The 24,885-nt window shown below is 74.8% G+C and carries 21 protein-coding genes; 15 read left to right on the plus strand and 6 right to left on the minus strand.

Annotated elements, in window-relative coordinates; translation table 11 throughout:
- Positions 1-93: 93 nt before the first annotated feature.
- Positions 94-429 (plus strand): trypco2 family protein, encoded by a 336-nt coding sequence (locus ACYVO2_RS08350; protein ID WP_461006981.1) that lies wholly within the window; start codon positions 94-96, stop codon positions 427-429.
- Positions 430-555: 126 nt separating this feature from the next.
- Positions 556-1,122, plus strand: a complete 567-nt coding sequence (locus ACYVO2_RS08355; protein WP_461006982.1) for an HXXEE domain-containing protein — start codon at positions 556-558, stop codon at positions 1,120-1,122.
- Positions 1,123-1,149: 27 nt separating this feature from the next.
- Here ACYVO2_RS08355 and ACYVO2_RS08360 read toward each other — a convergent pair whose 3' ends face one another.
- A complete protein-coding gene (locus ACYVO2_RS08360) occupies positions 1,150-1,524 on the minus strand; it encodes a VOC family protein (RefSeq protein WP_461006983.1) in 375 nt (124 codons plus the stop codon).
- A 431-nt stretch (positions 1,525-1,955) separates the two neighbouring features.
- Here ACYVO2_RS08360 and ACYVO2_RS08365 point away from each other — a divergent pair, with 431 nt between their 5' ends.
- Together ACYVO2_RS08365 and ACYVO2_RS08370 are read left to right on the plus strand one after the other, a co-directional pair.
- Positions 1,956-2,249: an ArsR/SmtB family transcription factor gene (locus tag ACYVO2_RS08365; RefSeq protein WP_461006984.1), complete on the plus strand. Its 294-nt coding sequence runs from the start codon at positions 1,956-1,958 to the stop codon at positions 2,247-2,249.
- A gap of 353 nt (positions 2,250-2,602) precedes the next feature.
- The gene (locus tag ACYVO2_RS08370) at positions 2,603-5,236 is read left to right on the plus strand and encodes a glycoside hydrolase family 9 protein (RefSeq protein ID WP_461006985.1); all 2,634 of its coding nucleotides are present in this window, start codon (positions 2,603-2,605) and stop codon (positions 5,234-5,236) included.
- A 454-nt stretch (positions 5,237-5,690) separates the two neighbouring features.
- Here ACYVO2_RS08370 and ACYVO2_RS08375 read toward each other — a convergent pair whose 3' ends face one another.
- Together ACYVO2_RS08375 and ACYVO2_RS08380 are read right to left on the minus strand one after the other, a co-directional pair.
- A complete protein-coding gene (locus tag ACYVO2_RS08375) occupies positions 5,691-6,455 on the minus strand; it encodes a hypothetical protein (RefSeq protein WP_461006986.1) in 765 nt (254 codons plus the stop codon).
- 230 nt (positions 6,456-6,685) lie between these two features.
- Positions 6,686-7,036 (minus strand): ArsR/SmtB family transcription factor, encoded by a 351-nt coding sequence (locus tag ACYVO2_RS08380; protein WP_461006987.1) that lies wholly within the window; start codon positions 7,034-7,036, stop codon positions 6,686-6,688.
- A 275-nt stretch (positions 7,037-7,311) separates the two neighbouring features.
- On the opposite strand from ACYVO2_RS08380, the gene ACYVO2_RS08385 reads away from it, so the two are divergent.
- From ACYVO2_RS08385 to ACYVO2_RS08410, 6 genes are all read left to right on the plus strand, one after another.
- Positions 7,312-10,683 carry an AfsR/SARP family transcriptional regulator gene (locus ACYVO2_RS08385; protein ID WP_461006988.1) on the plus strand — a complete coding sequence of 1,124 codons (3,372 nt, stop codon included), beginning with the start codon at positions 7,312-7,314 and terminating at the stop codon, positions 10,681-10,683.
- Positions 10,684-11,402: 719 nt separating this feature from the next.
- Complete coding sequence (locus tag ACYVO2_RS08390) at positions 11,403-12,602, plus strand: IS701 family transposase (RefSeq protein ID WP_461006989.1); 1,200 nt, start codon at positions 11,403-11,405, stop codon at positions 12,600-12,602.
- 445 nt (positions 12,603-13,047) lie between these two features.
- Entirely contained in the window at positions 13,048-14,250 is a 1,203-nt protein-coding gene (locus ACYVO2_RS08395; protein ID WP_461006990.1) for an acyl-CoA dehydrogenase family protein, read from the plus strand.
- A 90-nt stretch (positions 14,251-14,340) separates the two neighbouring features.
- Positions 14,341-15,411, plus strand: coding sequence for a zinc-dependent alcohol dehydrogenase (locus ACYVO2_RS08400; protein ID WP_461006991.1), 1,071 nt, complete (start codon positions 14,341-14,343; stop codon positions 15,409-15,411).
- Between the two features lie 74 nt (positions 15,412-15,485).
- Entirely contained in the window at positions 15,486-15,989 is a 504-nt protein-coding gene (locus tag ACYVO2_RS08405) for a flavin reductase family protein (protein ID WP_461006992.1), read from the plus strand.
- 175 nt (positions 15,990-16,164) lie between these two features.
- Complete coding sequence (locus tag ACYVO2_RS08410) at positions 16,165-17,190, plus strand: methyltransferase (RefSeq protein WP_461006993.1); 1,026 nt, start codon at positions 16,165-16,167, stop codon at positions 17,188-17,190.
- 131 nt (positions 17,191-17,321) lie between these two features.
- On the opposite strand, the gene ACYVO2_RS08415 is transcribed toward ACYVO2_RS08410, so the two are convergent.
- Both ACYVO2_RS08415 and ACYVO2_RS08420 read right to left on the minus strand, forming a co-directional pair.
- Positions 17,322-18,437, minus strand: coding sequence for an LLM class flavin-dependent oxidoreductase (locus ACYVO2_RS08415; RefSeq protein ID WP_461006994.1), 1,116 nt, complete (start codon positions 18,435-18,437; stop codon positions 17,322-17,324).
- Between the two features lie 108 nt (positions 18,438-18,545).
- Positions 18,546-18,893, minus strand: a complete 348-nt coding sequence (locus ACYVO2_RS08420) for an ArsR/SmtB family transcription factor (RefSeq protein WP_461006995.1) — start codon at positions 18,891-18,893, stop codon at positions 18,546-18,548.
- Positions 18,894-19,163: 270 nt separating this feature from the next.
- Between ACYVO2_RS08420 and ACYVO2_RS08425 the strand changes: the two genes are divergently transcribed.
- The 5 genes from ACYVO2_RS08425 (at position 19,164) to ACYVO2_RS08445 (ending at position 24,234) form a co-directional block, all read left to right on the plus strand.
- On the plus strand, positions 19,164-20,645 hold the full coding sequence (locus tag ACYVO2_RS08425; RefSeq protein WP_461006996.1) for an MFS transporter: 1,482 nt from the start codon (positions 19,164-19,166) through the stop codon (positions 20,643-20,645).
- A gap of 239 nt (positions 20,646-20,884) precedes the next feature.
- Positions 20,885-21,868 carry a carbohydrate kinase family protein gene (locus ACYVO2_RS08430; RefSeq protein ID WP_461006997.1) on the plus strand — a complete coding sequence of 328 codons (984 nt, stop codon included), beginning with the start codon at positions 20,885-20,887 and terminating at the stop codon, positions 21,866-21,868.
- Positions 21,869-22,034: 166 nt separating this feature from the next.
- The gene (locus ACYVO2_RS08435) at positions 22,035-22,571 is read left to right on the plus strand and encodes a SigE family RNA polymerase sigma factor (RefSeq protein WP_461006998.1); all 537 of its coding nucleotides are present in this window, start codon (positions 22,035-22,037) and stop codon (positions 22,569-22,571) included.
- Complete coding sequence (locus tag ACYVO2_RS08440; protein ID WP_461006999.1) at positions 22,555-23,307, plus strand: hypothetical protein; 753 nt, start codon at positions 22,555-22,557, stop codon at positions 23,305-23,307. Before ACYVO2_RS08435 ends, ACYVO2_RS08440 begins: the two co-directional genes overlap by 17 nt.
- Positions 23,308-23,466: 159 nt before the next feature.
- The gene (locus tag ACYVO2_RS08445; protein ID WP_461007000.1) at positions 23,467-24,234 is read left to right on the plus strand and encodes a L,D-transpeptidase family protein; all 768 of its coding nucleotides are present in this window, start codon (positions 23,467-23,469) and stop codon (positions 24,232-24,234) included.
- Here ACYVO2_RS08445 and ACYVO2_RS08450 read toward each other — a convergent pair.
- Positions 24,220-24,885: an N-acetylmuramoyl-L-alanine amidase gene (locus ACYVO2_RS08450; protein WP_461007001.1), complete on the minus strand. Its 666-nt coding sequence runs from the start codon at positions 24,883-24,885 to the stop codon at positions 24,220-24,222. The genes ACYVO2_RS08445 and ACYVO2_RS08450 overlap by 15 nt on opposite strands.

Below are 24,885 nucleotides of genomic sequence, written 5' to 3' on the forward strand. Positions count from 1 at the left end.
GGACGGCTCGCCGACGGCTCGGGCTGACGGATCGGGCTCACGGATCGGGCCGACGGATCGCGGGACGGAACGCCTGGGACAGTGGGGGCGGGCATGGGGGAGACGGCTTTCGGTGACGAGATCGGCCTGGCCGACGTCATCCGGCAGGTGCGCGCGGACCTGGAGGCCGCGCAGCGCGAGAGCGAGAGGCTGGACGGCGGGCTGCGGTTCACCGTGGAGAAGGTGAGGCTGGAGATCGCCGTCCAGGTCCGCCGCGAGGGCTCGGGCCGCGCCGGCCTGCGCATCGGCGTGGTGACGGCCGACCTCGGCGGCGGCGCCACCCGGGACGCCACGCACCGGGTCACGGTGGACCTGCTGCCGCGGGGCAGGGAGGGTACCTACCAGGTCGGCGGGATGGAGAAGTTGGGCGGCGGGGGCGGGACGGGTTGAGGCGAGTGGGCTGAGGCGGGGCTCGGTCGGGGCGGCTGTCTGCCTGACGCGTCCCCCCTTGCGGGCGCCGGGTTCGAGGTGAGGTGGGCGGCGGGAGGGCGGGGCGGCGTTGACAGGCTTGTCGTCATGACCGGAAACAAGGCCGCGGGCCAGGACGGGGGAGTCGGCCGCGGCGTCACGTTCGGGCTGCTCGCCGCGTGGGCGGTGCACGATCCGGAGGAGCCGGCCGCGATGCCGGGCTGGACCCGCCGCCGCGTCCCCGAGCTGCGGGAGCGCTTCCCGCGGGTGCAGGAGTCGGTGTGGCGGCGGCTCGGGTCCGCGGACGGGCGCGAGTTCGCGGTGGCCGTCGCCGGGATGGCCGCCCTGGTCGCCGCCGCAACCGCCGACGGGCACCGCACCGGCGGGCGCTCCCCCTTCCACCGGGCGGCGCTCGACGGGTTCGGGCTGCACGGCCTGGTGCACCTGGGGCAGGCCGCGGCCGTCCGCGGCTGCACCCCGGGAGTGGTCACCTCCCCGCTGGTGGTCGTCCCCTTCACCCTGTGGGCCCGCGGCCGGCCGCGGCGCGCCGGGGTGGCGCGCCCCGCCGGTCCCCGCGACGCGGTGCGGGGACCGGCGCTCGCCGCGGCGGCCACGGCCGGGAGCCACCTCCTGGCCCACCGCCTGCTCCACCGGAGCCGGGTGACCCCGGCCTGATGGCCGCCGGGCCCGCCCCCGCCGCCGTCAGGCGAGCGCCGCGCTTGCGGCGGCGGCGTGGAACTCCACGTACTCGATGGTCGCGCCGCCCGGGTGGCGCACCGTGAGGTTGCGGCCGGTGGGCACCTCGTTGGGGCCGTCGAGCACCTCCCCGCCGCGCCGGGCGGCCAGCCGCAGGACCTCCTCGACGGACTCGACGATCGCGGTGGCGTGGGTGCCGCGGTACGGCGCCAGCGCCTCCTCGCTGCCCGCGAGGAGCAGGTAGCCGCCGATGCTCGCCAGCTCCAGGCCCCGGTAGGAGAAGCGCAGGCCCGGCTCCTCCCCGGTGAGCTCGGTGAACGTGGGCAGGGCGGTGTCGAGGTCGTCGACGTAGACACGGGCGTAGGTGGCGAGCACGGGCATGGCCCCTCCGGAACGACTGAACATTTCGACTTTCCCGAATTGAGGAAGTGATCTGCATACTAGGGCCTGTCGTCGCATCCCGTCGCCACCCGAAGGGCGGGCGGCCCGGCGGCGTCTGCCGCGCGCCCTCGGCATGCCGGGCGGAAGTCCCCGCACCGGACGCGCTCGGGCTTTCGCCCGGTGCGGTGCCGGCGAGAGCGCGTGCCGGGCGCCGCGGGGCGGGCGGGGATTCGACGACGGGCCCCAAGGGGTGTCCGACCGTCCCCTCCGGGCGTGGTGCCTCGCTGCCTGGTCGGATCACCCGCGTACGCCCGGCGCGCGGGAGATCCTCCGCCGTGCGACGCACCGCGCGGGAGGAGCCGTCGCGCGCTCATCCGACGCGGATGGCCGGACACTCCCTGGGGGACGCACACGTGAAGGAGGAGGCGGGGATGGCGGAAACCGGGCACGACGACCTGGAGCTGGCCGCGGTGCTGCACGCGCTGGGCGACCCGGTGCGGCTGGCGCTGGTCCGGCGGATGGCGGAGGACGGGGAGTGCACGTGCAGCCCGCCGGGCGTGGACGTGCCGCGCTCGACGCTCTCCAACCACTGGCGCATCCTGCGCGAGGCCGGCCTCACCCACACCCGCCGAGCCGGCAAGGCGCGCGTGATGACCCTCCGCCACGAGGAGCTCGCGACCCGCTTCCCCGGCCTCTTGGCGGCGGTCCTGGGCAACGCCCGCTGAGACCCGCCCGGTCGGGACGGGCGGGGTGCGCCGCGACGGGAAGCCGTCGCCATCGGCGCCACGCGACGAGCCCCGCCCCGCGCACAGCAGGCAGCAGGCAGCGTACGCCCCGCTCCCACCGTCCCCCCGCACGCCGCAAAACCCTCCCGCACACCCTCTCCCCGCGCCCCCCGCGCCCCCGCGCCGCACCAAACCCACCCCCCTCCTCAAGCAGCACCCTTGTCCGATCTCTTGACGGCTCCTCCTCCGGCGACGAACCATTCTCACGTCCTTGGGAGCGCTCCCAAAGTTCCCGAGGGCGGCACCGACGTACGCATGCGCCTCCTTCTTCACCCGCACAGGAAGGACCGACCGTGCCACCTCCGTCCCCCCACACCCCGCGCCGCCGCGGCACCGTGGCGGCGCTAGGGCTCGCCGCCGTGCTCGCCGGCTCGGTGCTCGCCGCGCCCGCCTCCACCTCCACCGCGGCCGCCGCGGACGAGGGCCCCGAGCAGATCGTCAACGGCGACTTCGCCAACGGCACCACCTCCTGGTGGTGGACGAGCAACACCTCCGCCTCCGTGGTCGACGGACGGCTGTGCACCCAGGTGCCGGGCGGCACCGTCAACCCCTGGGACGCCATCGTCGGCCAGGACGACCTGCCCCTGATCGCGGGCGAGAGCTACCGGCTGAGCTTCTCGGCCAGCTCCACCGTTCCCGTGTCCGTCCGCACCAACGTGCAGATGAACACCGAGCCCTGGACCTCGGAGCACACCTCCAACGACACCGTCGATCCCACCGCGAGGACGGTCAGCCACGTCTTCACGGCCGCCGCCGACCACGACGCGGCGCAGCTCGTGTTCCAGATCGGCGGCAGCGCCGAGCCGTTCACCTTCTGCCTGGACGACGTGTCGCTGCGCGGCGGCGCCGAGCCGCCCGTCTACGAGCCCGACACCGGCTCCCCCGTCCGGGTGAACCAGGTGGGGTATCTAACGAACGGCCCGAAGAGCGGCACCTTCGTCACCAACGCCGAGCAGGCGCTGCCGTGGCGGCTGAACGACGCCGCGGGCGCCCAGGTGGCCTCCGGCAGCACCACGCCCGCCGGGGTGGACCCCACCTCGCGGCAGGCCGTGCACACCTTCGACTTCTCCGCGGTCACCCGGCAGGGTGAGGGCTACACGGTCACCATCGACGGGAAGACCAGCGAGCCGTTCTCCATCGGCGACGACCTGTACGGGTCCCTGCGCTCGGACGCGCTCGCGTACTTCTACCACAACCGCGCCGGCATCGAGATCGACGCGGACCTCGTCGGCGAGGAGTACGCCCGTCCCGCCGGGCACCTCAACGTGGCGCCCAACCAGGGCGACAACGACGTGACCTGCTGGGCCAACAACCCCTGCGACTACACCCTGGACGTGCCGAAGGGCTGGTACGACGCGGGCGACCACGGCAAGTACGTGGTCAACGGCGGCATCTCCGTGGCGCAGCTCATGTCCGCGTACGAGCGCACCCTGCACGCCCCCGGCGCGGACGGCGCGCCGCTCGGCGACGGGAAGCTGCGGGTGCCCGAGCGCGGCAACGCCGTCCCCGACGTGCTGGACGAGGCCCGCTGGGAGCTGGAGTTCCTGCTGGCCATGCAGGTGCCACAGGGCGAGCCGCTGGCGGGCATGGCGCACCACAAGCTGCACGACAAGGAGTGGACGGGCCTGCCGATGCGGCCCGAGCTGGACCCGCAGCCGCGCGAGCTGCACCCGCCGTCCACCGCCGCCACGCTGAACCTGGCCGCCGCCGCGGCGCAGTGCGCCCGGCTGTACGCGCCGTACGACAAGGCGTTCGCGGACCGCTGCCTGACCGCGGCCCGCACCGCCTGGGACGCGGCGAAGGCGAACCCGGACCGGTACGCCGACCCCAACGACGGCACCGGCGGCGGCGCGTACAGCGACGGCGACGTGCGCGACGAGTTCTACTGGGCCGCGGCCGAGCTGTACGTGACGACCGGCGAGTCCGCCTACCGCGACGCGGTGACCTCCTCGCCGCTGCACGGCGACACCGCGGCGGTGTTCCCCCGCGGCGGCATGTCCTGGGGCGCGACGGCGGGCCTGGGCGCGCTCGACCTGGCCACGGTGCCCAACGGGCTGAGCGCGGAGCAGCGCGCCGCGGTGCGCAAGATGGTCACCGAGGCGGCGGACGGCTACGCGCAGGACTCGGCGCAGGCGCACTACGGCACGCCGATGCAGCCCGGCGCCAACGCCTTCGTGTGGGGCTCCAACAGCCAGGTGCTCAACAACATGGTGGTGCTGGGGACGGCACACGGCCTGACCGGCAAGGCGGGCTACCGCGACGCGGTGCTGCGCGGCATGGACTACCTCCTGGGCCGCAACCCGCTGAACCAGTCCTACGTGACCGGCTACGGCGAGCGGGACGCGCACAACCAGCACCACAGGTTCTGGGCCCGGCAGGCGAACCCGAACCTGCCGCACCCGGCGCCCGGCTCGCTGGCGGGCGGCCCGAACGCGGCGCTCCAGGACCCGGTGGCGGAGCGGAAGCTGAAGGGCTGCGCCCCGGCGATGTGCTACATCGACGACCTCGAGTCGTACTCGACCAACGAGGTGGCCATCAACTGGAACGCCCCGCTGGCGTGGGTGGCGTCGTACGTGGACGACCTGGGCGGCGGAACCGCGCCGTCCGGCTCCTGCCAGGTGACGTACACCGCGCACCGCTGGAGCGGCGGGTTCACCGCGAACGTCGCGGTCCGCAACACGGGTACGGCCGCGCTCGGCTCGTGGTCGCTGGACTGGGGCTTCGCGGACGACCGGACCGTCACCCAGTCCTGGGGCGCGAAGGTGCAGCAGCGCGGGCGGTACGTGACGGCCGCGCCGGAGACGTGGAACACGCGGCTGCGGCCGGGCGAGACCGTGCACTTCGGGTTCAACGCGACGACGGGGCGGCTCGGTGACGTGCAGCCGTCCGCGTTCCGCCTGAACCTGGCGCGCTGCACGACCGGCTGAGCCACCGGCTCACCGACGCACGAGGACCGGCCGGGCACCGCGGAAGCGGGCCCGGCCGGTCTGCGCGTACGGCCTCCCGGCCGTTGGGAGGCCGGGAGGCCGGGAAGCCAAGAGGCCAAGAGGCCGAGAAGCCCAAGAAGCCGAGAGGCCGAGAAGCCAAGAAGCCGAGAGACCGAGAGACCGGGGAACGCCGAGAGACCGGAAGGCAGAGAGACCGGAAGGCCGGAAGGCCGACAGACCGAGAGACCGAGGGCCGACAGGCCGGAAGGCCGAGAGACCGAGGGCCGACAGGCCGGAAAGCCGGGAGCAGAGAGGCCGGGAGGCGGCCTCGGTGAGCCCCTGCCCCGCGGCGGGCGCGGTCGCCGCCGTCCGGGGCGCGCTCGGGCGGCCCGGCGGACGCGGGGGCGAGCGGACGCGGGGGCGCGGCTCGCGGCGCCCCCGGCCCGGTGTTCCGCTAGAACGTGCCCGACGTCCTGACCGTCCCCTTCGTCGCCTTGCCCTGCACGGAGTAGGAGTCCTCGCCCGGGGCGCGGCTGTCGGTGCCGTAGGTGTACTGCACGGTGAAGGTGTGGGTGCCGGCCGGGACGGTGCGGCCCGGCTTCAGCGTCCAGCGCAGGACGACGGCCTCGCCCTCCCGCCGCGTGGTGACGTGGAAGTCGTCGGCGGACAGCGAGCTCCACTGGCCGGTCGCCTCCACGCCGCCCGTCTGGGCCAGGCGCACGTCCACGGTGAGGGCGGTCAGTTGCTCGGTCGCGGTGACGGTGAGGTTGCCGGCGGACCAGTAGCGGCTGCTGTTCGGGTCGGTCTCCGCGGCCGCCCGCAGCGGCCCGGCGCCGGGTGCGGGCGGGGGCGCGGAGGGCGCGGGCGGCGAGGACGCCCCCGCGGTGGCGGGCGGCCCGCTCTCCTCCGCGTCGTCCTCGGCTCCCCGGGTCGCCGACGCCGCGGCGGACGAGGCGGGGGCCGACGGAGCGGTGACGGTCTCGCGGGTGGGGCGCGCGGCGCGGGAGGGGGTGCCCGACTCGGCGCCCGGGGAGAAGCTGGCCCGCAGGTGCGGGTCGCCGTCCGGGACGGCGACGTTGCCCGAGGGCCCGCTGACCGCGGCGAGCAGGACGGCCGCCGCGCCCACCGTCAGGAGCGTGCCGCCGGTGGCGACGGCGACGCGGGGCCAGCGCCCCGCGTCGGCGCGGCGGCGGGCGGAGCGGCGGTGGGAAGAGGACACGGACCTGAACCTTTCGATGCCAGTACGCGAAAGCCGGTGCTCGGGACCGGCGCACGGGCCGGCGCGAGAGCCGGCGCGGGACGCGGACCGGCACGGCGGGCCCGCACACACTGTCGCGGCCCGCGGCCGCCAGGTCGCCGCCGTGTGACGAAGACCACTCCGGGCAGGCTTCACTCCGTCACGGGCCCGCGCCCGCCCCCGGCGTGGGCCTCCCCGGCCGGGCCGCGCCGTCAGTGGGCGGAGGGCTCCAGCGCGGCGCCGGCGCTCTCGGCGTCCTCGTCGGGGTCGGCGGCGTTCAGGATGGAGTCGAGCAGGCCGGGGAAGCGGGCGTCGAGGTCCTCGCGGCGCAGGGAGAGCAGGTTCTCCCGGCCGGACGGGCGCTGCCAGATGACACCGCTGCTGCGCAGGACCCGCCAGTGGTGCGTGAGCGTGGACTTCGACACTCCGTCGAGCACCGTGCCGCAGGGGTGCTCACCGCCGGAGGCGAGGATGCGGACCACTTTCAGCCGCATGGGGTTGCCCAGGGCCGTGAGCACGTTCTCGAGCCGGATCTGATGACGGTCGGGGTGCTGGGGGATCACCGTTCCATGGTAACGCGACAGCCGAACGATCGCCGGAGGCGCCCGTTCCCGGCCCCGCGGCGGACGCCCCCTCCCCGCGCGTCGAGGGAGGGTCGAATTCCGGTACAGCCCGCGCCTTCCCCACTCCCCGCCGCCTCACCTGCCCCACGCCCCCAACTTGACCGAAATCAGCGGCACTCCGCCCCGAGCGAGTCCCGTTCCGGCGATCATCTCCCCTCCTATGCTGGGTAGCCGGAACACGCGGGCGGCCGCAGGCACGGGGGAACGGGGGCAGCGTGGGCAGTGCGACCTATCCGGCGGGCGAGGACACCGGCGCCCCACCGGCGAGCACGGTGCGGGTGCGCGTCCTCGGGCCGGTCGCGGTCGAGGTGGAGGGCCAGGAGGTCACCCTCGGTCCGCAGCAGCGGGTGCTGCTCGCGGCCCTGGTGCTCGCGCGCGGCCGGGCGGTCAGCCGGGAGCGGCTGCTGGACCTGATGTGGGAGGACGACGTCCCCGAGGGCGCCGCCGCCTCGCTGCGCACCCACATCCTCAATCTGCGCCGGGTCCTGGAGCCCAGGCGCCGCGCGCACGACGGGTACGCCGTGCTGGTCAGCGTCGGCGGCCGGAACAACCCCGGCTACGCGCTCCGGTTGGCCGAGGAGCAGCTCGACGCGGCCCGCTTCCTGCACCTGGCCGAGCGGGCCCGCCGCGCCGTGGCCGACGCCGACCCGGCGGGTGCCCTGGCCGCGCTCGACCAGGCCCTGGCGCTGTGGCGGGGGCCCGCGCTGGACGGGGTGGGCGACCGGGCGTTCGCCGTCGCCGAGGCCACCCGGCTGGAGGAGCAGCGCCTGGCCGCGCACGAGGACCGCGTGGACGCGCTGCTGGCGCTCGGCCGCTACCAGGAGGTGGTGGGCGAGCTGACCACGCTGGTGGGCGAGCACCGGCTGCGCGAGCGGCTGTGGTCGCAGTTGATCCTGGCGCTGTCCCGCTCCGGCCGGCGGGCCGACGCCCTGGCCGCCTACCGCCAGGTGTACCGGCTGCTGGACGAGGAGCTCGGGGTGCGGCCGGGGCGGCCGCTCCAGGAGCTGCACCAGCGGATCCTGGAGTCCGACCCGGAGCCGGCGGCGCCGGTGCGGCCGCGGCCGGCCGCGCCCGTGCCGCGCCAACTGCCGCCGGACGTGGCGAGCTTCACCGGCCGCGACTCGTACGTGCGGGCCATGGACGCGCTGCTCGGGGAGAGCGCGCGGCCCGGCCGGGCGCTGGTGATCTCCTCGGTCTCCGGCACGGCCGGGGTCGGCAAGACGGCGCTCGCGGTGCACTGGATGCGCCGGGTCGCCGACCGCTTCCCCGACGGCCAGTTGCATGTGAACCTGCGCGGCTACGCCCTGACCGACCCGCTCACCGCCGACCAGGCCCTGGGCCGGCTGCTGCGCGCGCTCGGCGTGGGCCCGGCGCACATCCCCGTGAGCCAGGACGAGAAGGAGAGCCTGTACCGGTCGCTGCTCGCGGACCGGCGGATGCTGCTGCTGCTGGACGACGCGGCCTCGCTGGAGCAGGTCAGGCCGCTGCTGCCGGGCTCGGCGAGCTGTCTCGTCGTCGTCACCAGCCGGCACGACCTGCGGGGCCTGACCGCGTTCCACGACGCGCGCCGCATCAGCCTGGACGTGTTCACCGAGGAGGAGTCCGTGGCGCTGCTGGCGCGGATCCTCGGCGAGGAGCGGGTGCGGGCCGAGCCGGAGGCGGCGCGGGAGCTGGCCCGGCTGTGCGGGCACCTGCCGCTGGCGCTGCGGATCTGCGCGGCGAACCTGGCCGGGGGCAGGCACCGCGGCATCGCCGACATGGCCCGCGCGCTGCGGGAGGGCGACCGCTTCGCCGAGCTGCACCTGGAGGGCGACCGGCGCAGCGCCGTGCAGGCCACGTTCGACCTGTCGTACGACGCGCTGCCCCCGGCGGCCAGGCGGGTGTTCCGGCTGCTGGGCCTGGTGCCGGGACCGGACATCACCGCGCCGGCCGCGGCGGCGCTGGCCGGGTGCCCGCAGGCCGAGGCGGAGCGGCTGCTGGACCAGTTGGCGGCCCGCCACATGATCGAGTCCTATGAGCCGGGCCGCTACCACCTGCACGACCTGCTGCGCCTGTACGCGCGGGAGCGCGCCGAGCGGGAGGACCCGGCGCCGGAGCGGGAGGCGGCCGTGCGGCGCCTGCTGGGCTGGGGCCTGGTCACCACCGACAGCGCGGCGCTCGCCATCTACGGCCCGATCCACGCCAGGTTCGTGCTGGTCAGGCACACGGCGGCGGGGGTGGTGCCGCACACCTTCAACGACCCGCAGGAGGCGTGGTCCTGGGTCAACGCCGAGCGCTACAACCTGCTGAGCTGCATCGAGCACGCCGCGGACCACGGCATGCACTCCCTGGCGTGGCAGCTCGCGGACGCGCTGCACGGCCACTTCGTGATCGGCGGCCAGCGCGCGGAGTGGCTGCGCGCCGCCCACGCGGGGCTGCGCGCCGCGGTGGCCTGCCGGAGCGAGCTGGGCCAGGCGGCGATACACGGCAGCCTCGCCGACGCGTACCTCCAGTTCGCCGACTACGCGGGCGCGGTCCGGCACGCCGGCCGCGCGGTGGAGCTGGCGGAGCTCGCCGGGGCCCGGCTGCTCGGCGAGACCAACCGGCTGGTGGTGGGGCTCGGCGAGCGCGAGCAGGGCCGGCTGGAGGCCGCGACCGCTCATCTGACGCGGGCGCTGGAGGAGATGCGCCGCTGCGGGGAGCCGGCCGGCGAGGGCATGGCGCTGGCGCTGCTCGGCTTCGTCCGCGCCGAGCTCGGGCATCTGGACGAGGCGCTGGCGCACGTGGAGGCGGCCACGGAGCTGAGCGTCAAGCACGACAGCCTGCTCACCACGGACACCACGCTGCGCTCGCTGGGGGTGGTGCACCGCTATCTGGGCAATCTGGGCGAGGCCCGCCGCAGCCTGAACGACGCGCTGAAGCTCGGCCAGGAGAGCCACACGCCGTACTACCAGGAGTCGTCGTTCCAGGAGCTGGCGCTGGTGCTGCGGGACTCGGGCTATATGCGGCTCGCGCTGATCAACGCCGAGCGCGCGCTCCAGGTGGTGCACCGCACCAACCGCCGCATGCTGGAGTCGGACGTCCTCAACACGCTGGGCTCCATCCTGTGCCGGCTGGGCGACGTGGCGGAGGCGCTGGACCACCACCGCAGGGCGCTGCGGGTCGCCGCGGAGATCGGCTGCCACCGGGGCGAGGCGGCCGCGCACGTGGGGATGGCGGCGGCGCACCGGGGTCTGGCGCGGCCGGACGACGCGGTGGCGCACGCCCGGCAGGCGGTGCTGATAGCCAGGCGGCACGGGTTCCGGCTGACGGAGGGCGAGGCGCTGGAGGAGCTGGCGGCGGCGCACGCGGCGCGCGGGGCGTACGAGGAGGCGGCCCGCCAGGCGGAGTCGGCGCTGGCGGTGCACCGCGGCACCGGGTACCGGCTGGGCGGGGCGCGGAGCCTGGAGCTGCTGGGCGACGCGATGGCGGCGGCCGGTGAGCCGGCGGCGGCGCGGCGGTGCCGGGGGCAGGCGCTCGAGGCGTACGAGGCCATGGGCGTCCTGGACGGCCGGCGGCTGCGGGCCGCGCTGGACGAGCGGCAGACCGAGGGCGTCCAGAGCTGCTGACGGGGTCGGCCGACGGGCGGCCTCGCCGGGGCGCCGCTCCGGCGAGGCGCGGGCCCCCGGCGGTTTGGTGCCCCCGGCGGAGGTGGGGCCGCCGGGGGCCGGGTCCGGGACGGCAGCCGGGCGGTTTCGCGGTTCCCCCGTCGCGCGGCGGCGGCTTTCCCCCGTGAAGCCGTCTGTACCGCGTGGCGACCGCTCACCGGCTGCCGTCCTCCCAGAAACAGAGTGGCACCGGTCAGTGAAAGATGTGTCAAAGCGGCGGCGGGCCCGCCTCGGCGGGGCGTCCCGCGGCGGTGCGCCGGGCCCGGAGCGCCGGTCCCCGGCGCGGTACGGACCGGCCCGGTCGTCCGCCGTGTCCGGAGAATCCGCCGCCGTGGCGGCTTCGTCAAGCGGGGCGGGGCCCGGACGGCAGCCGATCAGGCCACCGCGGCGCGGGGCGGCGGCTCCGGGGCGGGCCCGCGCCGCGGCGCTGCGGCGGGGGTGAGACCGCCCTGACAGGTTGCTCGTGCCGAGGTCGACGGGCGCCGCACACCCGGTCGAGCCGCGGTGCGCGCCAGTACGGTGAGCGTCCGCACACGGTGTGTCCGCGCTGGTCAGCGTATGAGGTGGCAAAGTAGCCAGACTCTGACCAGAAAACGACATTTGAGAAGGTAATTTAGTCGCGAGCTCACTGGGCGGAGCGCCTGTCAGGATGCGAGCCACACAAGGGGGAGTGATCTCACATGCCGCCGAGCGACACGAGAGAGGCCGCGCCGGCCGACACGCTCTTACTTCGGACGTTCGTGGAGGAGGTCTTCGAGCCGTTGCAGCGCGCGGATCAGCGGCGCTGGGCCAGGGCCTACCTGAGCGGACTGCTCAGCGTCAGCGGCAAGAAGACGCTGCAACGGCTGGCCAAGGCGGTCTCGCCCGGCCCCGCCGCCTCCCACGGGCTCCAGCAGTTCATCAACGCCAGCCCCTGGGACTGGACGCCCGTGCGGCAGTGCCTGGCCCGCGCCGTGGCCGCGCGCACCGCGCCGCGGGCGTGGAGCGTGGCGGAGCTGGTCATCCCCAAGCGCGGTGAGCACTCCGTCGGGGTGCACCGGCGCTTCGACGCCGACTCGGGCCGCACCATCAACTGCCAGTTGGCGCTCGGCCTGTTCCTGTGCGCGGAGTCCTGCTGCGTGCCGGTGGACTGGAGCCTGGTGCTCGGCGACTCGTGGTGCCGGGACGAGCAGCGCAGGCGCCGCGCCCGGATCCCCGAGTCGGTCTCGGCCCGCCCGGCCTGGGCGCACATCCTGGACTTCGCCACGGCGGTCTCCGCCCACCCCGGGCTCGCCGCCGTCCCCTGGGCGGTGGACCTGCGCCGCACCCCGGTGGCGGGCGCGGTCGTCGCGGGCCTGGCCCGGCGCGGCCTGGACTTCGTCTGCGAGGTGGGCCCGGGGCAGCCCGTGGTGCCGCCGAGCACCACGGCCCCGGCGCTGGGCATCGGCGAGGTGATGGCGCGCGGCCAGGCCAGGCAGCCCCATCTGGCCGTGCGTCAGCAGACGCCGCTGGGGCGGCCGGAGCTGACCACCGTCCACTCCGCGCCGGTGCGGCTCCCCGTGCAGGAGGGCACGCCCGAGCCCCTGGCGTCGCGCAGGTACCGGGCGCTGATGCACCCCGCGGCCGGTGCCCGGCAGGGCGCCCGGTACTGGATCACCAGCTTCACCGACCGGCGGGTGGACGAGGTGCTGGCCCTGGCCCGCCACGCCCCGGCCTCCGCCGCCGCCGTGGCCGACATGGAGGCCCACTTCGGCGTGCAGGACTTCGAGGGCCGCTCCTATCCCGGCTGGCACCATCACATGACGATGTCCTCCGCCGCGTACGCGTTCCGGCAGCTCTGCGCCCGGGCCGGGGACGGCGCGGTCCCCTCGCGGCCGGTCGCCGGGTCCTCCTGCGCCTGACCGGCGGCGGCCGGCGCCGAACCCGGCTGCGACTTCCGCAAGTCGGGGTTGTCCCGGCCCATCGGCTGCCTCAGAATCCTGGCAGGAAAGCACCGGACGGGTCGGCTCTCCGCGATCCGTGACACGGGTGGGACCCCAACCGTCCCGCTCCGCTCTCCGCGGACGGTGCCGGGTGCGCCGCTCGAGCGGTTCCCTCCAGGCCACCTCCCCTCCCCCGGCGGAGCGCACCGGGAGCACCGCACGCGGCGCACCCCGCACTCCCCTACGCGTATCAGCGTGGATACGCCCCCGATGACCGAGCGCCAGGGGCCGCCTTCGCGGCTAAAGTACGCATGTTCGCGTACTAACGAAGCGAAATGCGCCACCGGTATCGCCCGCATCGCCCGAAAAGCACCGACCACCGCCTTCTCCGACCCCGCGACCGACGACTGTGGAGTTGACTGCCGTGAGCCCTGCCGCCACCGCGCGCGAACTGTTCCGTACCGGCCCGTCCGAGCAGACCCGGGAGTGGCTGGCCCGGGTGGAGAGGATCGCCCCGGTCATCGAGGCCCACCGCGAGGAGGCCGAGCGCGAGCGCGTCACCCCGCGCCCGGTCTTCGAGGCGCTGCGCGACGCGGGCATCCCCCGGATGTGGGTGTCCCGGGAGTTCGGCGGCGAGCAGGCGTCGATCGCCGCGGGCTCCGCCGTGATCCAGGCGCTCGCCGGGCTGGACGCGTCCGTGGCCTGGCAGATGGGCGTCCAGGGCGCCATCGGCCGGCTGTCGGACTACCTGCCGGAGTCCGCGGCGCGCACCATGTTCAAGGACCACTCCGGCCTGGTGGTCGGCGGCGTCAACCCCTCGGGGCACGCGGAGCCGTCCGGGGACGGCTACACGCTCAGCGGCGAGTGGGCGTACGCCAGCGGCTCCGCGCACGCCGACTGGCTGGTGTGCGCGGCCTTCGTCACCGACGCGGGGCAGGTGCGCCGCGGCCCGGACGGGCAGCCCGAGGTGCTGATGCTGTTCGTCCCGTGCGCCAAGGCGGAGCTGCTCGACACCTGGTACACGGTCGGGCTGCGGGGCACGGGCAGCAACCACTACCGGGTCAACGGCGTGCACGTGCCGCGGGAGTTCACGGTGCCGGTGGCCGACATGCACCGGCCGCCGGCCGAGCGGCCCTCGCGCGCCTACGCCGTCAGCTACTACGACTTCGGCCCGTTCACCTCCGCCTCCACCGCCCTGGGCATCGCGCGGGACGCGCTGGAGTCGTTCCGGCGACTGGCCGTGCGCAAGACCCCGGCCGCCGCCACCTCCGCCCTGGCCTCGGGCCACACCGTGCAGGACCGGCTGGCCCGGGCGGAGATGCAGGTGCACACCGCGCGGGTGCTGCTGGAGGACGCCGCGCGGCGCGTCACCGAGTCCGGCCCGACCGGGGGCGACGCCCTGACCGCGCTGGTGCGCCTCACCGCCGCCACGGTCGCCGAGAAGACGGTGGCCGCGGTGGACACCGTGTACGAGCTCGCCGGGGCCAGCTCCCTGTACGCCACCAGCCGGCTGGAGCGCTGCTTCCGCGACGTCCACTCGGCCGTCAAGCACATCACGCTCTCGCACACCCACTTCGAGATGGTCGGCCAGTACCTGCTGGGCGGCGAGCTGCGCATGCGGCGGTAGCCGCCCCCTCGCCCGCGCGCCGCGGACCCCAGGGAAGCCCGCGGCGCACCTGATGGAAACCGACGGAAGACGAAAAGAGGGCTGACTCCCATGGAGACGATGAAGGCCGTTCAGTTGCTCGCCCCGCGCAAGACGGTCCTCGCCGACATCCCCGTGCCGCCCACCCCCGCGGACGGGCTGCTGATGAAGACGCGCTGCGTGTCGATCTGCTCGACCGACATCTCCTTCTTCGAGGGGCACCTGTTCCCCTCGGAGTATCCGGTCATCCTCGGGCACGAGTACCTGGGAGAAGTGATCGACATCGGCCCGGAGTTCGACCAGGGCGGCGCCGGCGTCCGGGTCGGGGACCGGGTGGTGTACTGGGGCCAGACGGACTTCGGCGGGTTCGCCGAGTACCGCAGCGTCCGGCCGATCTTCTCCGGGCAGGTCAAGGAGGACGTCTTCCGGGCGGACCGGGACTTCTTCGACGACCGGCGCGCCGCGGCGGTGAAGGTCCCCGACGAGCTGGGCGACCTGGAGGCGTCGTTCATCGAGCCGGTCACCGGGGCGCTGCGGTCGGTGCTGTCGAACCCGCCGGGCATCGGCGACCGGGTGCTCGTCCTGGGCACCGGCCCGATCGGCATCATCGCGGGCAGCGTCATCAGGCGGCTGCTGGCGCCGAACTCCGTGGTCTCGGTGGACAGCAACCCCGCGCGCAACGCGTTCGCGGCGCGGCACTTCTCCGAGCGGGCGTACCTGCCGGAGGAGCTGATCGAGACGGTGCCGGACGGCACGTTCGACTACGTCTTCGACGCGCTGCCCACCGTCAAGGGCGTGGCCGAGGACCGGGACCCGCGCCGGGTGGCGATGCGGAAGCTGCGCGCGGGCGGGCGGTACGTGCTGTACGGGGCGTCGCAGGAGATGCAGAAGTTCGACACGTGGCTGATGCTCGCCAAGGGCATCACCATACGGTCCGCGCCGTTCGACGTGACGAGCTTCCCCATGCACAAGACCGCCAACGTCATCGCCTCGGCGATGCAGATGCTGCTGTCCGGGGTGGTGGACGGCAAGGCGCTGCTGTCCACCGTGCACAGCTTCAGCGACTACGACGGGCTGGTGGAGATCCTGGAGAACTACCGGTTCACGACGGATCTGAAGACCATCGTCGACTTCCGGGAGTGAGGTGGCGCGCGCCGCCGCCCGCTCCGCCCCGGCGCCCCCGCCCCGCGACCCCCTCCCCCGAAACGGACACCGCCATGCCTGTGCATCCCGCGGACTTCACCCGGACGATGGCCCGGGTGCCCGCACCCGTCACCGTCGCCACCACGCTGGACGCCTCCGGGCGGCGCTGGGGCTTCACCGGGAGCTCGTTCGCCTCGCTGTCCCTGGACCCGCCGCTGGTGCTGCTCTGCCTGGGCCGCGGCGCCAGCACGCACGGCGCGTTCACCTCGGCCGAGCACTTCCTGGTGAACGTGCTGGCACGGGACCAGGCCGAGGTGGCGCTGCGGTTCGCCGCCTCGGGCGCCGACCGGTTCGCCGCCGGTGACATGGTGCCGTGCGAACTGGGCCTGCCGGGGCTGCCCGGGGCGGCGGCCCGGGTCGCCTGCCGCATGCACGACATCCTGGACGGCGGCGACCACAGCATCCTGGTCGGCCGGGTGGAGCAGGCGCACACGGGCGGCGCGCCGCCGCTGGTGTACAGCGACCGGGCGTTCGCCTGGCCTGCCCCCGCCGACCGCTCCGTCCCGCAGGGCGTCTGAGCCGCCCGCCCCTCCCTGGCGGGGCACCGGACTTGGCAAAGTCGCGGTCCTCCGCTGGCCCACCCGCCCCACCGTACGATTCAATACGTACTGTCGCACTGTCGAACTGACGCCCAGGCACACCGGCGTCGGCCCGCCGGATCCCGGCCCACCACCCCACGACTGGAGGCACCGCATGACGTCGCCCCTGACCCCCACTCCCCTGATGGACCTCACCCTGGGCGTCTACGCCTTCAAGGCGCTGGCCCTGGCCACCGAACTGGAGGTGTTCACCGAGCTCGCCGGTGGCGGCACCACCACCCTGGAGGGCTTCGCCGGCCGGCACGGCATCCACGAGCGGCCCGCCGAGCTGCTGCTCACCGCGCTGGTCTCGCTGGACCTGCTGGAGCTCGACGACGAGGGCCGGTACCGCAACACGGCGGTCTCGGAGGAGTTCCTGGTCAAGGACAAGCCCCGGTACTTCGGCGGCTGGGTGACCCTGGTCGACAAGCACGAGTACCCGGCGTACATGAAGATGCTGGACTCGCTGCGCGGCAACCACCCGACGACCTGGGACGTGGAGAACCAGAAGTCGCTGTTCCAGCCGGACGACCCGGTGGTCAAGGAGCACTTCTGGGACGCGATGCACTCGCTGTCGGCGTACACCGCCAAGCAGCTCGGCGAGCACTTCGACTTCACCACCGTCACCTCGCTGCTGGACGTCGGCGGCGGCGGCGCCGCGTACGACATCGAGCTGTGCCGGCGCTACCCGCACCTGCGGGCGACCGTCTTCGACCTGCCGTTCGTGTGCGAGCTGACCAGGCCCCGGGTGGTCGAGGCGGGCCTGGCGGACCGGATCGGCTTCGCCAGCGGCGACTTCTTCGAGGTCGGCGGGGTGCCCTCCGGCCACGACGCGATCCTGCTGTCGAACATCCTGCACGACTGGGGCATCGAGGACGCCCGCAGGATCCTGCGGGCCTGCGCCGAGGCGCTGCCCTCGGGCGGGGTGCTGCTCATCACCGAGTCGTTCGTGGACGACGACAAGCGCGGCCCCGCCCCGGCGGCGCTGATGAGCCTGAACATGCTGGTGGAAACGTGGGGCCGCAACTACACGGCCGCCGAGTACGGGCAGTGGATGGCCGAGTTCGGCCTGAAGTCCGAGGGCGTCACCCCGTTCGAGGGCCAGGGCGCCAACGGGGTGCTGGTCGCCCGCAAGCCCTGACCGGGCACCCGAGGCCGGCGGCACCCGCCGCGGCGCACAGCACCGGGCCCCGCCGGATCCTCCGGCGGGGCCCGGTGCTCGGCCTGCCGCCTCCCCGGGGCCGCCCCGGCCCGGGGGAGGCGAGGGCGGCCCTATCCGGCGGACGCCGCCCGCGCCGCGTCGGCCGGCCGGGGCCGGCCTGCCGCCGCCCGCACCGCCGGGTGGAGCGGCGGCTCGGCCGTGCCCGGGGCGCGCCGGGCCGCGAACTCCCTGCGCAGCACCGGCACCACCTCCTCGCCGAGCAGGTCGAGCTGCTCCAGCACGGTCTTCAGCGGGAGCCCCGCGTGGTCCATGACGAACATCTGCCGCTGGTAGTCGCCGAAGTACTCGCGGAAGCGCAGCGTCTTGTCGATCACCTGTCCCGGGCTGCCGACCGACAGCGGGGTGATCTCCATGAACTCCTCCAGGGAGGGCCCGCCGCCGTACACCGGGGCGTGGTCGAAGTAGGGCCGGAACTCCTCCACGGCGTCCTGGGACCGCCGCCGCAGGAACGCCTGCCCGCCCAGGCCGACCACCGCCTGCTCGGGGGCGCCGTGCCCGTTGGCCGCCCAGTGCTCGCGGTACAGCGCGATCAGCTCCTGGAAGTGCTCCTTGGGCCACAGGATGTTGCTGGCGAAGAACCCATCGCCGTACATCCCGGCCTGCACGGCGATCTCCGGGCTGCGGATGGAGCCGTGCCACACGAACGGCGGCACGCCGTCGAGCGGCCGGGGGGTGGCGGTGAACTGGTACAGGGGCGTGCGGAACCGGCCCTGCCAGTCCAGGTCGCGCTCGCGCCACAGCCGGTGCAGCAGCGCGTAGTTCTCCAGCGCCAGGGGGATGCCGAGCCGGATGTCCTTGCCGAACCACGGGTACACCGGCGCGGTGTTGCCGCGGCCGAGCACCAGGTCGACGCGGCCCCCGGCGAGGTGCTGGAGCAGCGCGTAGTCCTCGGCGATCTTCACGGGGTCGTTGGTGGTGATCAGGGTGACCGCGGTGGACAGGATGATCCGCTCCGTGCGGGCGGCGATGTAGGCGAGCAGGGTGGTGGGCGAGGTGGGCACGTGGGGCGGGTTGTGGTGCTCGCCGGTGGCGAAGACGTCGAGCCCGACCTCCTCCGCCTTCAGCGCGATCGTCACCATCGACCTGATGCGCTCGTGCTCGGTCGGCACCCGACCCGTGGTGGGGTCGGGGGTGACGTCGCCGACGCTGTAGATCCCGAATTGCATGGTGTCCCTCTCCTGTGGTGGCGGTGGCGGTGCCCGGACCGGCGCGCACCGCGGGCGCGGGGCGGCTCGCGACCATGCGGATCGGCGGGCGCCTGGGCCCGTCCGGCGTCAGCGCGAGGAGATGCCGAGGGCCTCGGCCGCCTCGTCGCCGCGGGCGCCGGCCAGGATGGCGTCGAGCAGCCCGGGGTAGCGCGCGTCGAGGTCCTCGCGGCGCAGTGAGAGCAGGTTCTCCCGCCCGGAGGGCTGCTGCCGGATGACGCCGCTGTCCCGCAGGACCCGCCAGTGGTGGGTCATGGTGGACTTCGCGGTCACGCCGATGACGTTGAGCACGCTGCCGCAGTTGTGCTCCCCTCCGGCGTCGAGCACGCGCACCACGGCGAGCCGTACGGGGCTGCCCAGCGCCGACAGGACGCTTTCGATCCGGATGTCGTCGCGGTGTGGGTGACGGAGACTCATGTCACCACGGTACCGCGACATACGTACGAATGTTCCTCCTCCCCGGTCGCGCGGCCGGCACGGCACACGGGCCGCGCGGCGGGCCGCGCCCCACGGCGGGCGCGGGCCCGTCCGCCCAACTCCCGGACGCGCACGCCAGGTTGTCGACCGGTCCGGGTTGCCGAACAGTCCGAGTGTACGTAAAGATACGAACAGTTCGCGACCCGGATGGGCCTCATCTCCCGTCCGCCGCCCCGATTCCCATCCGTTCCCGAGAAGGGACGCCTTCCCATGTCCACTTCGTCCGCGCTGCACGGGCAGCCCCCGGGCGGCGCCAAGCGGCGGCTCGGCTGGACCCTGGCGCTGCTGGCCCTCGCCCAGCTCATCTACGGGCTCGACCTGAACATCGTGTTCGTCGCCCTGCCGGAGATCGGCTCCGACCTGGGCTTCCCCGGTCAGACCCAGCAGGCCGTGGTGAGCGCCTACGTCGTCGCGGCCGGCGGCTTCCTGCTGTTCGGCGGGCGCGCCGCCGACCTGCTCGGCCGCCGTCGGATGTTCGTCCTGGCGCTGAGCCTGTACGCCGTCTCGTCGCTGGCGGGGGGCCTGGCGGGCCACCCCGCGGTCATCGTCGTCGCCCGCGCGTTCCAGGGCATCGGCGGCGCGCTGCTGCTGCCGTCCACCCTCTCCCTGATCAACACGCTGTTCGAGGAGGGCCCGCGGCGCAACCGGGCCCTGGCGGTGTGGGGCGGCGCCGGCGCGAGCGGCCTGACCCTGGGCGCCCTGCTCGGCGGCGTGCTCACCGAGAGCTTCGGCTGGCCCTCGGTGTTCTTCGTCAACGTTCCGCTCGCCGGTCTGGTCGCCCTGGCCGCCCTGTTCGTCATCCCCCGCGACCCGGCCCGCACCGAGCGCCGCAAGTTCGACCTGCCGGGCGCGCTGAGCGTCACCGGCGGCGCGACCCTGCTGGTGTTCGCGCTGGTCGAGGGGCCCGAGCTGGGCTGGGGCGATCCGCTGGTGGTCGGCGCGTTCGCGCTGTCCGTGGTGCTGCTCGCCGTGTTCGCGACCGTCGAGACGCGCAGCGCCGACCCGCTGATGCCGTTCCGGCTGTTCCGCAACCGGAACCTGACGGTCGGCATGACCGTCACGTTCATCTACATGGGCACCTTCGGTGTGCTGCCGTACTTCCTCACCGTCCTGATGCAGAGCGTGCACGGCTACAGCGCGCTCGAGACGGGCGTGGCGTTCCTCATCCCGTCCGTGTCCATCGCCGCGGGCACCCAGTTGGGCGAGCGGTTCGCCAGCCGCATCGGCAACCGCACCACGCTGGTGATCGGCTTCGTCATCGGCGTGGTCGGCACGGTGGCCATGGCGTTCGGGTTCGACGTGGACGCGGGTTACGGCGTGCTGGTGCCGGGCCTGATCGTCTCCGGCGTCGGGCAGGGCATCGTGTGGACGGCCATGTGGAGCGCCGCCGCCACCGGCACCGCGCCCGAGGAGCAGGGCGTCGCCAACGGCGTGGCCTCCACCACGCTCAACCTCGGCAACGCCATCGGCCTGGCCCTGTTCACCGTGATCGCGGACATCGGCACGGAGGGCAAGACCGGCGAGGCGCTGCGGACGGCCACCGCGGACGGCGAGTTCCTGGTGGTGCTGCTGACCGCGGCGGGCATGGCGGTCGGCCTGCTGGTCACGCTGGCGCTGCGCCGCTCGTCGCCGGCCCCGCGGGTGGTCGCGGCGCCGGACGGCGAGGAGGCCCTGGCGGCGCAGGCCCCCTGACCGCCGGACGGCGGGCCCCGCGCCGGTGTCCCCCGCCCGGCGCCCGGCCCGCCGTCCGGCACTCCTCCCCCGCGCCGGGGCGCCGGGGCGGCACGGCCCGAGGCCCGGTGCCGCCCCGGCGCTCCCTTCGGCCGCGAGCCGCCCGGGTTCTCCTGGGGGCGCACCACCGCGCCGCACGGCGGGTCCTGGCCACCGGCAGGACCCGCCGCACCCCCGCAGAGCCGACCACAGGAGTCGAGATGCGCATAGCCGTCACGGGCTCGATCGCCACCGATCATCTGATGACGTTCCCCGGCCGCTTCGCCGAGCAGTTGCTGCCGGACCAGCTCGCCCATGTCTCCCTGTCCTTCCTCGCCGACACCCTCCAGGTGCGGCGCGGCGGTGTGGCGGCGAACATCGCGCTGGGCCTGGCCCGGCTGGGCCGGACCCCGGTGCTGGTCGGCGCGGTCGGCACGGACTTCGCCGAGTACCGGCGGTGGCTGGACTCGCACGGCGTGGACACCTCCTGCGTGCGGGTGAGCGAGCACCTGCACACCGCGCGCTTCGTGTGCACCACCGACGCGGAGCAGAACCAGATCGCCACCTTCTACGCGGGCGCGATGGCCGAGGCGCGGGAGATCCGCCTCGCCGACGTGCACCGCGCCGCGGGCGGCCTGGACCTGGTGCTGGTCGGCGCCGACGACCCGATGGCCATGCTGCGGCACACCGCGGCCGCCCACGACCTGGACGTGGACGTGGCCGCCGACCCCTCCCAGCAGCTCGCCCGCCTCGACGGCGAGCAGGTCAGGCGCCTGGTGGCCGGGGCGCGCTGGCTGTTCACCAACGAGTACGAGGCGGCGCTGCTGCGCGAGCGCACCGGCTGGGGCGAGGAGGAGGTGCTGCGCCGGGTGGGCACCTGGGTCGTCACCCGCGGCGCGGGCGGGGTGAGCCTGCTGTCCGGTGGCTCGGCGCGCCTGGACGTGCCCGCGGCGCCGTGCGGCGCGGTGGCCGACCCGACCGGTGTCGGCGACGCCTTCCGCGCCGGGTTCCTCGCCGGTGTCGCGGGCGAGCTGCCGTACCGGCGCGCGGCGCAGCTCGGCTGCGCGCTGGCCACGGTGGTCCTGGAGTCGGTCGGCCCGCAGGAGTACAAGCTGCTCGCCCCCGACCTGCTGACCCGCCTGGACCGCGCCTACGGCCCCGAGGCCGCCCGCGACGTCGAGCCGCTGCTGTCGGCCGTCGCCTGACCACCCCGGCGCCCGGGGCCCGCCCCCGGGCGCCCGCCCGGCCCCGCCGTCCCGCCCCCCGGGGACGATCCGCGTCCCCCGGACGTTTTTCCGTCCGCGGGGCAACCCCATCGCCACCCCACCCGGTTGTGGCGGATGTGGAGTGCCCCGAACGAGCAGGGACAGGATGCCGAGGACGACCGTGAAGAGCGCAGCGCCGGACTTCGACGAGTTCGTCACCGCGCGCGGCCCTCGGCTGCTGCGGGTCGCCTGGCTGCTGACCGGCGACGCCCACCTAGCCGAGGACCTGTTGCAGACCGTGCTGGCCAAGGTGTGGCCGAAGTGGCGCAGGATCGCCCAGGACAGCCCGGAGGCGTATGTGCGCAGGGCGCTGGTGAACACGCACGCCTCCTGGTGGCGGCGGCGCTGGCGGGGCGAGGTGCCGCACGGCGAGCTGCCGGACGCGGCGGCCGACGGCGACCCGTTCGGCGACGTCGACCTGGAGCAGACCCTGGCCGCCGCGGTGCGGTCCCTGCCGGTGCGGCAGCGGGCCGTCATCGTGCTGCGGTTCTTCGAGGATCTGAGCGTGGAGGACACCGCGGAGGTGCTGGGCTGCTCCCCCGGCACGGTCAAGAGCCAGACGTCGAAGGCCCTGCGGACCCTGCACGGGCAGTTGCCGCCGGCGGAGCTGACGAGAGGTGGTGAGCATGGTGGCCGGACATGACGGGACGGACCGCGAGGAGCGGGACGAGCGGGAGCTGCGGCTGCTCCTGGAGCGCGCCGTTCCGCATCTGCCCGCTCCCGAGGAGCGGATGCGGCGGGTGCGGCAGCGGGTGGTGCGCCGCAGGAGGCGGCAGGTGGCCGGGGCGGTCGCCGGGGTCGTGGCGGCGGCGGTGGTGACGCTGCTGCTGCGCACCCCGCCGGGCGCGGACGGCGCCCGGGAGCCGCTGCCCGCCGCGTCCCCGTCCCCGCCCTCCTCCGGCTCCCCGCTGCCGTCGCCGTCCTCGACGGTGCAGCTCGGTCCGTACACCGACATGGGCGGGATCGACGTGCGGGTGCCGAACGGCTGGGTCGCGCGCTCGTACGCCGGCTGGCAGCCCGCCACGGTGGTCTCCACGGTGGTGCCCGAAGCGCTGCACCAGCGGGGCGTCAAGAAGTGCGAGAAGGCGTGGGGGGACTTCTGCCTGCCGCCGCAGGGCCTGAAGCCGGGCACCGCGGTGATCTCGTTCCACTTCGCCCCCTTCGACGCGGAGGAGACCGCGGGCGGTGCCCTGGAGGACATGGAGCCCGGTCCGGCCTGTCTGGCCTCGGGTGGCGACCGCCAGCTCAGGCACGCGCGGGACATCGGCGACGGGCGCAAACGGGTGGTCCTCCAGGCGGTGGTGTGCCTGAAGGCCCCATACCACCCGGTGCTCGACGAGGTCGACGCCATCGCGCGTTCGGCCATCAGATCCAACTGAGGCAGGGCCGTTCCGGCCGTCCCGCGTCCCCGCCCGTTCTCCTTCACCCCCCTGTCTCGTTGGCTTGTGTGTCCCCCGCGTGGAGTCCGCAGGGCCCGGCCGTGGCGCCGGGCGGGTACGGTCCCCGCGTTCGGTCCTCGTTGCGGAAAGGCTTGGGTCATGGCCCCCTCCTTCACCAGAGCCGTCGCCTGCGCCGTGGTGGCCGGCGCCGCCCTCGCGGCCTGCGGCGCGCCCGGCCACGGCGCCGGCGGCCGGGCGAACGACAAGGTCCCGGCGGCGGTGGCCCCGGCCGGCGGGGACGGCGCGCCGCCGGGCGGCGCCGAGTCCGCCCCGGCGCCGCCGCGCACCCTGCCCGGCCTCGGGCCGAAGACCCGCGCGCAGGTGCCGGACGGGGCCCGGCAGGTGGTGCTCGTCCGCGGCGACGGCCGGGACTCCTCCCGGTCCACTGTCGTGCTGTACGAGCGCACGGACGACGGCTGGCGGGCGGGCCCGGCGTGGCCCGCGCACAACGGGTTCAAGGGCTGGACGGACGACCACCACGAGGGCGACCTGCGCTCCCCGATCGGCGTGTTCACCCTCACCGACGCGGGCGGCCTCCTCCCCGACCCCGGGTCGAAGCTGCCCTACGACCGCTCCGACGCCTTCACCGCCTCCGGCACCGGCGTCCAGGGCGAGCCGCTCGCGGGCTCGTTCGACTACGTCGTGGCCATCAACTACAACCGCGTCCCCGGCACCAGCCCACTGGACTGGACCAGGCCCCTGGGCCCGCGGAAGGGCGGCGGCATCTGGCTCCACGTGGACCACGACGGCCCCACACAGGGCTGCGTCAGCCTGGAGCGCCCCCACATGCGGGACCTCCTGCGCACCCTGGACCCGGAGCTGCACCCGGTGGTGGTGATGGGGGACGCGGCGTCACTGGCGCGGTGAGGGGAGGTGGTGGCGGACCGTTCCCCAGCCGTTGACCATCCGCAGGTAGCGGGTCCAGTCCCACAGCGGGCCGGGGTCGGTGTGGGTGGCGCCGGGGACCTCGTTGTGGCCGATGATGTGCAGGCGGTCCTTGGGGATGCCGTAGCGGTCGCAGACGGCGGCGGTGAGCTGGGCCGAGGCGCGGTACATGGCATCGGTGAAGTACTCGGGGCGGTCCACCCAACCCTCGTGCTCGATGCCGATGCTGCGGGTGTTGTACGTCCAGTTGCCCGCGTGCCAGGCGATGTCCTTCTCGCGGACGCACTGGCCGATGTGGCCGTCGGAGGACCGCACCACGTAGTGCGAGGAGACCTTCCGGGCCGGGTTCTGGAAGATGGCGATGGTGTCGGCGTACGTCTCCTGGGTGACGTGGACGACGACGTACTGGATCGGGTGGCTGGTGGGGCGCGAGGCCACGGTGTAGTTCGAGGTGCTGGCCGGGGTCCAGTGGGTGGGCGGGTAGGCGGCGGCCCCGCTCTGGCGGGCGGACGCGGTCCCGGCGGCGGCGAGCCCCGCGGCGGCGCCGCCGAGGAGCAGTGAGCCGCGGAGCAGGGCGCGGCGGGTGGGGGCCCGGTGGGTGGGGACCCGGGGGGTGGGGGCGGTGTCGTCCAT

This window comes from Streptomyces capparidis (genome assembly GCF_054782095.1).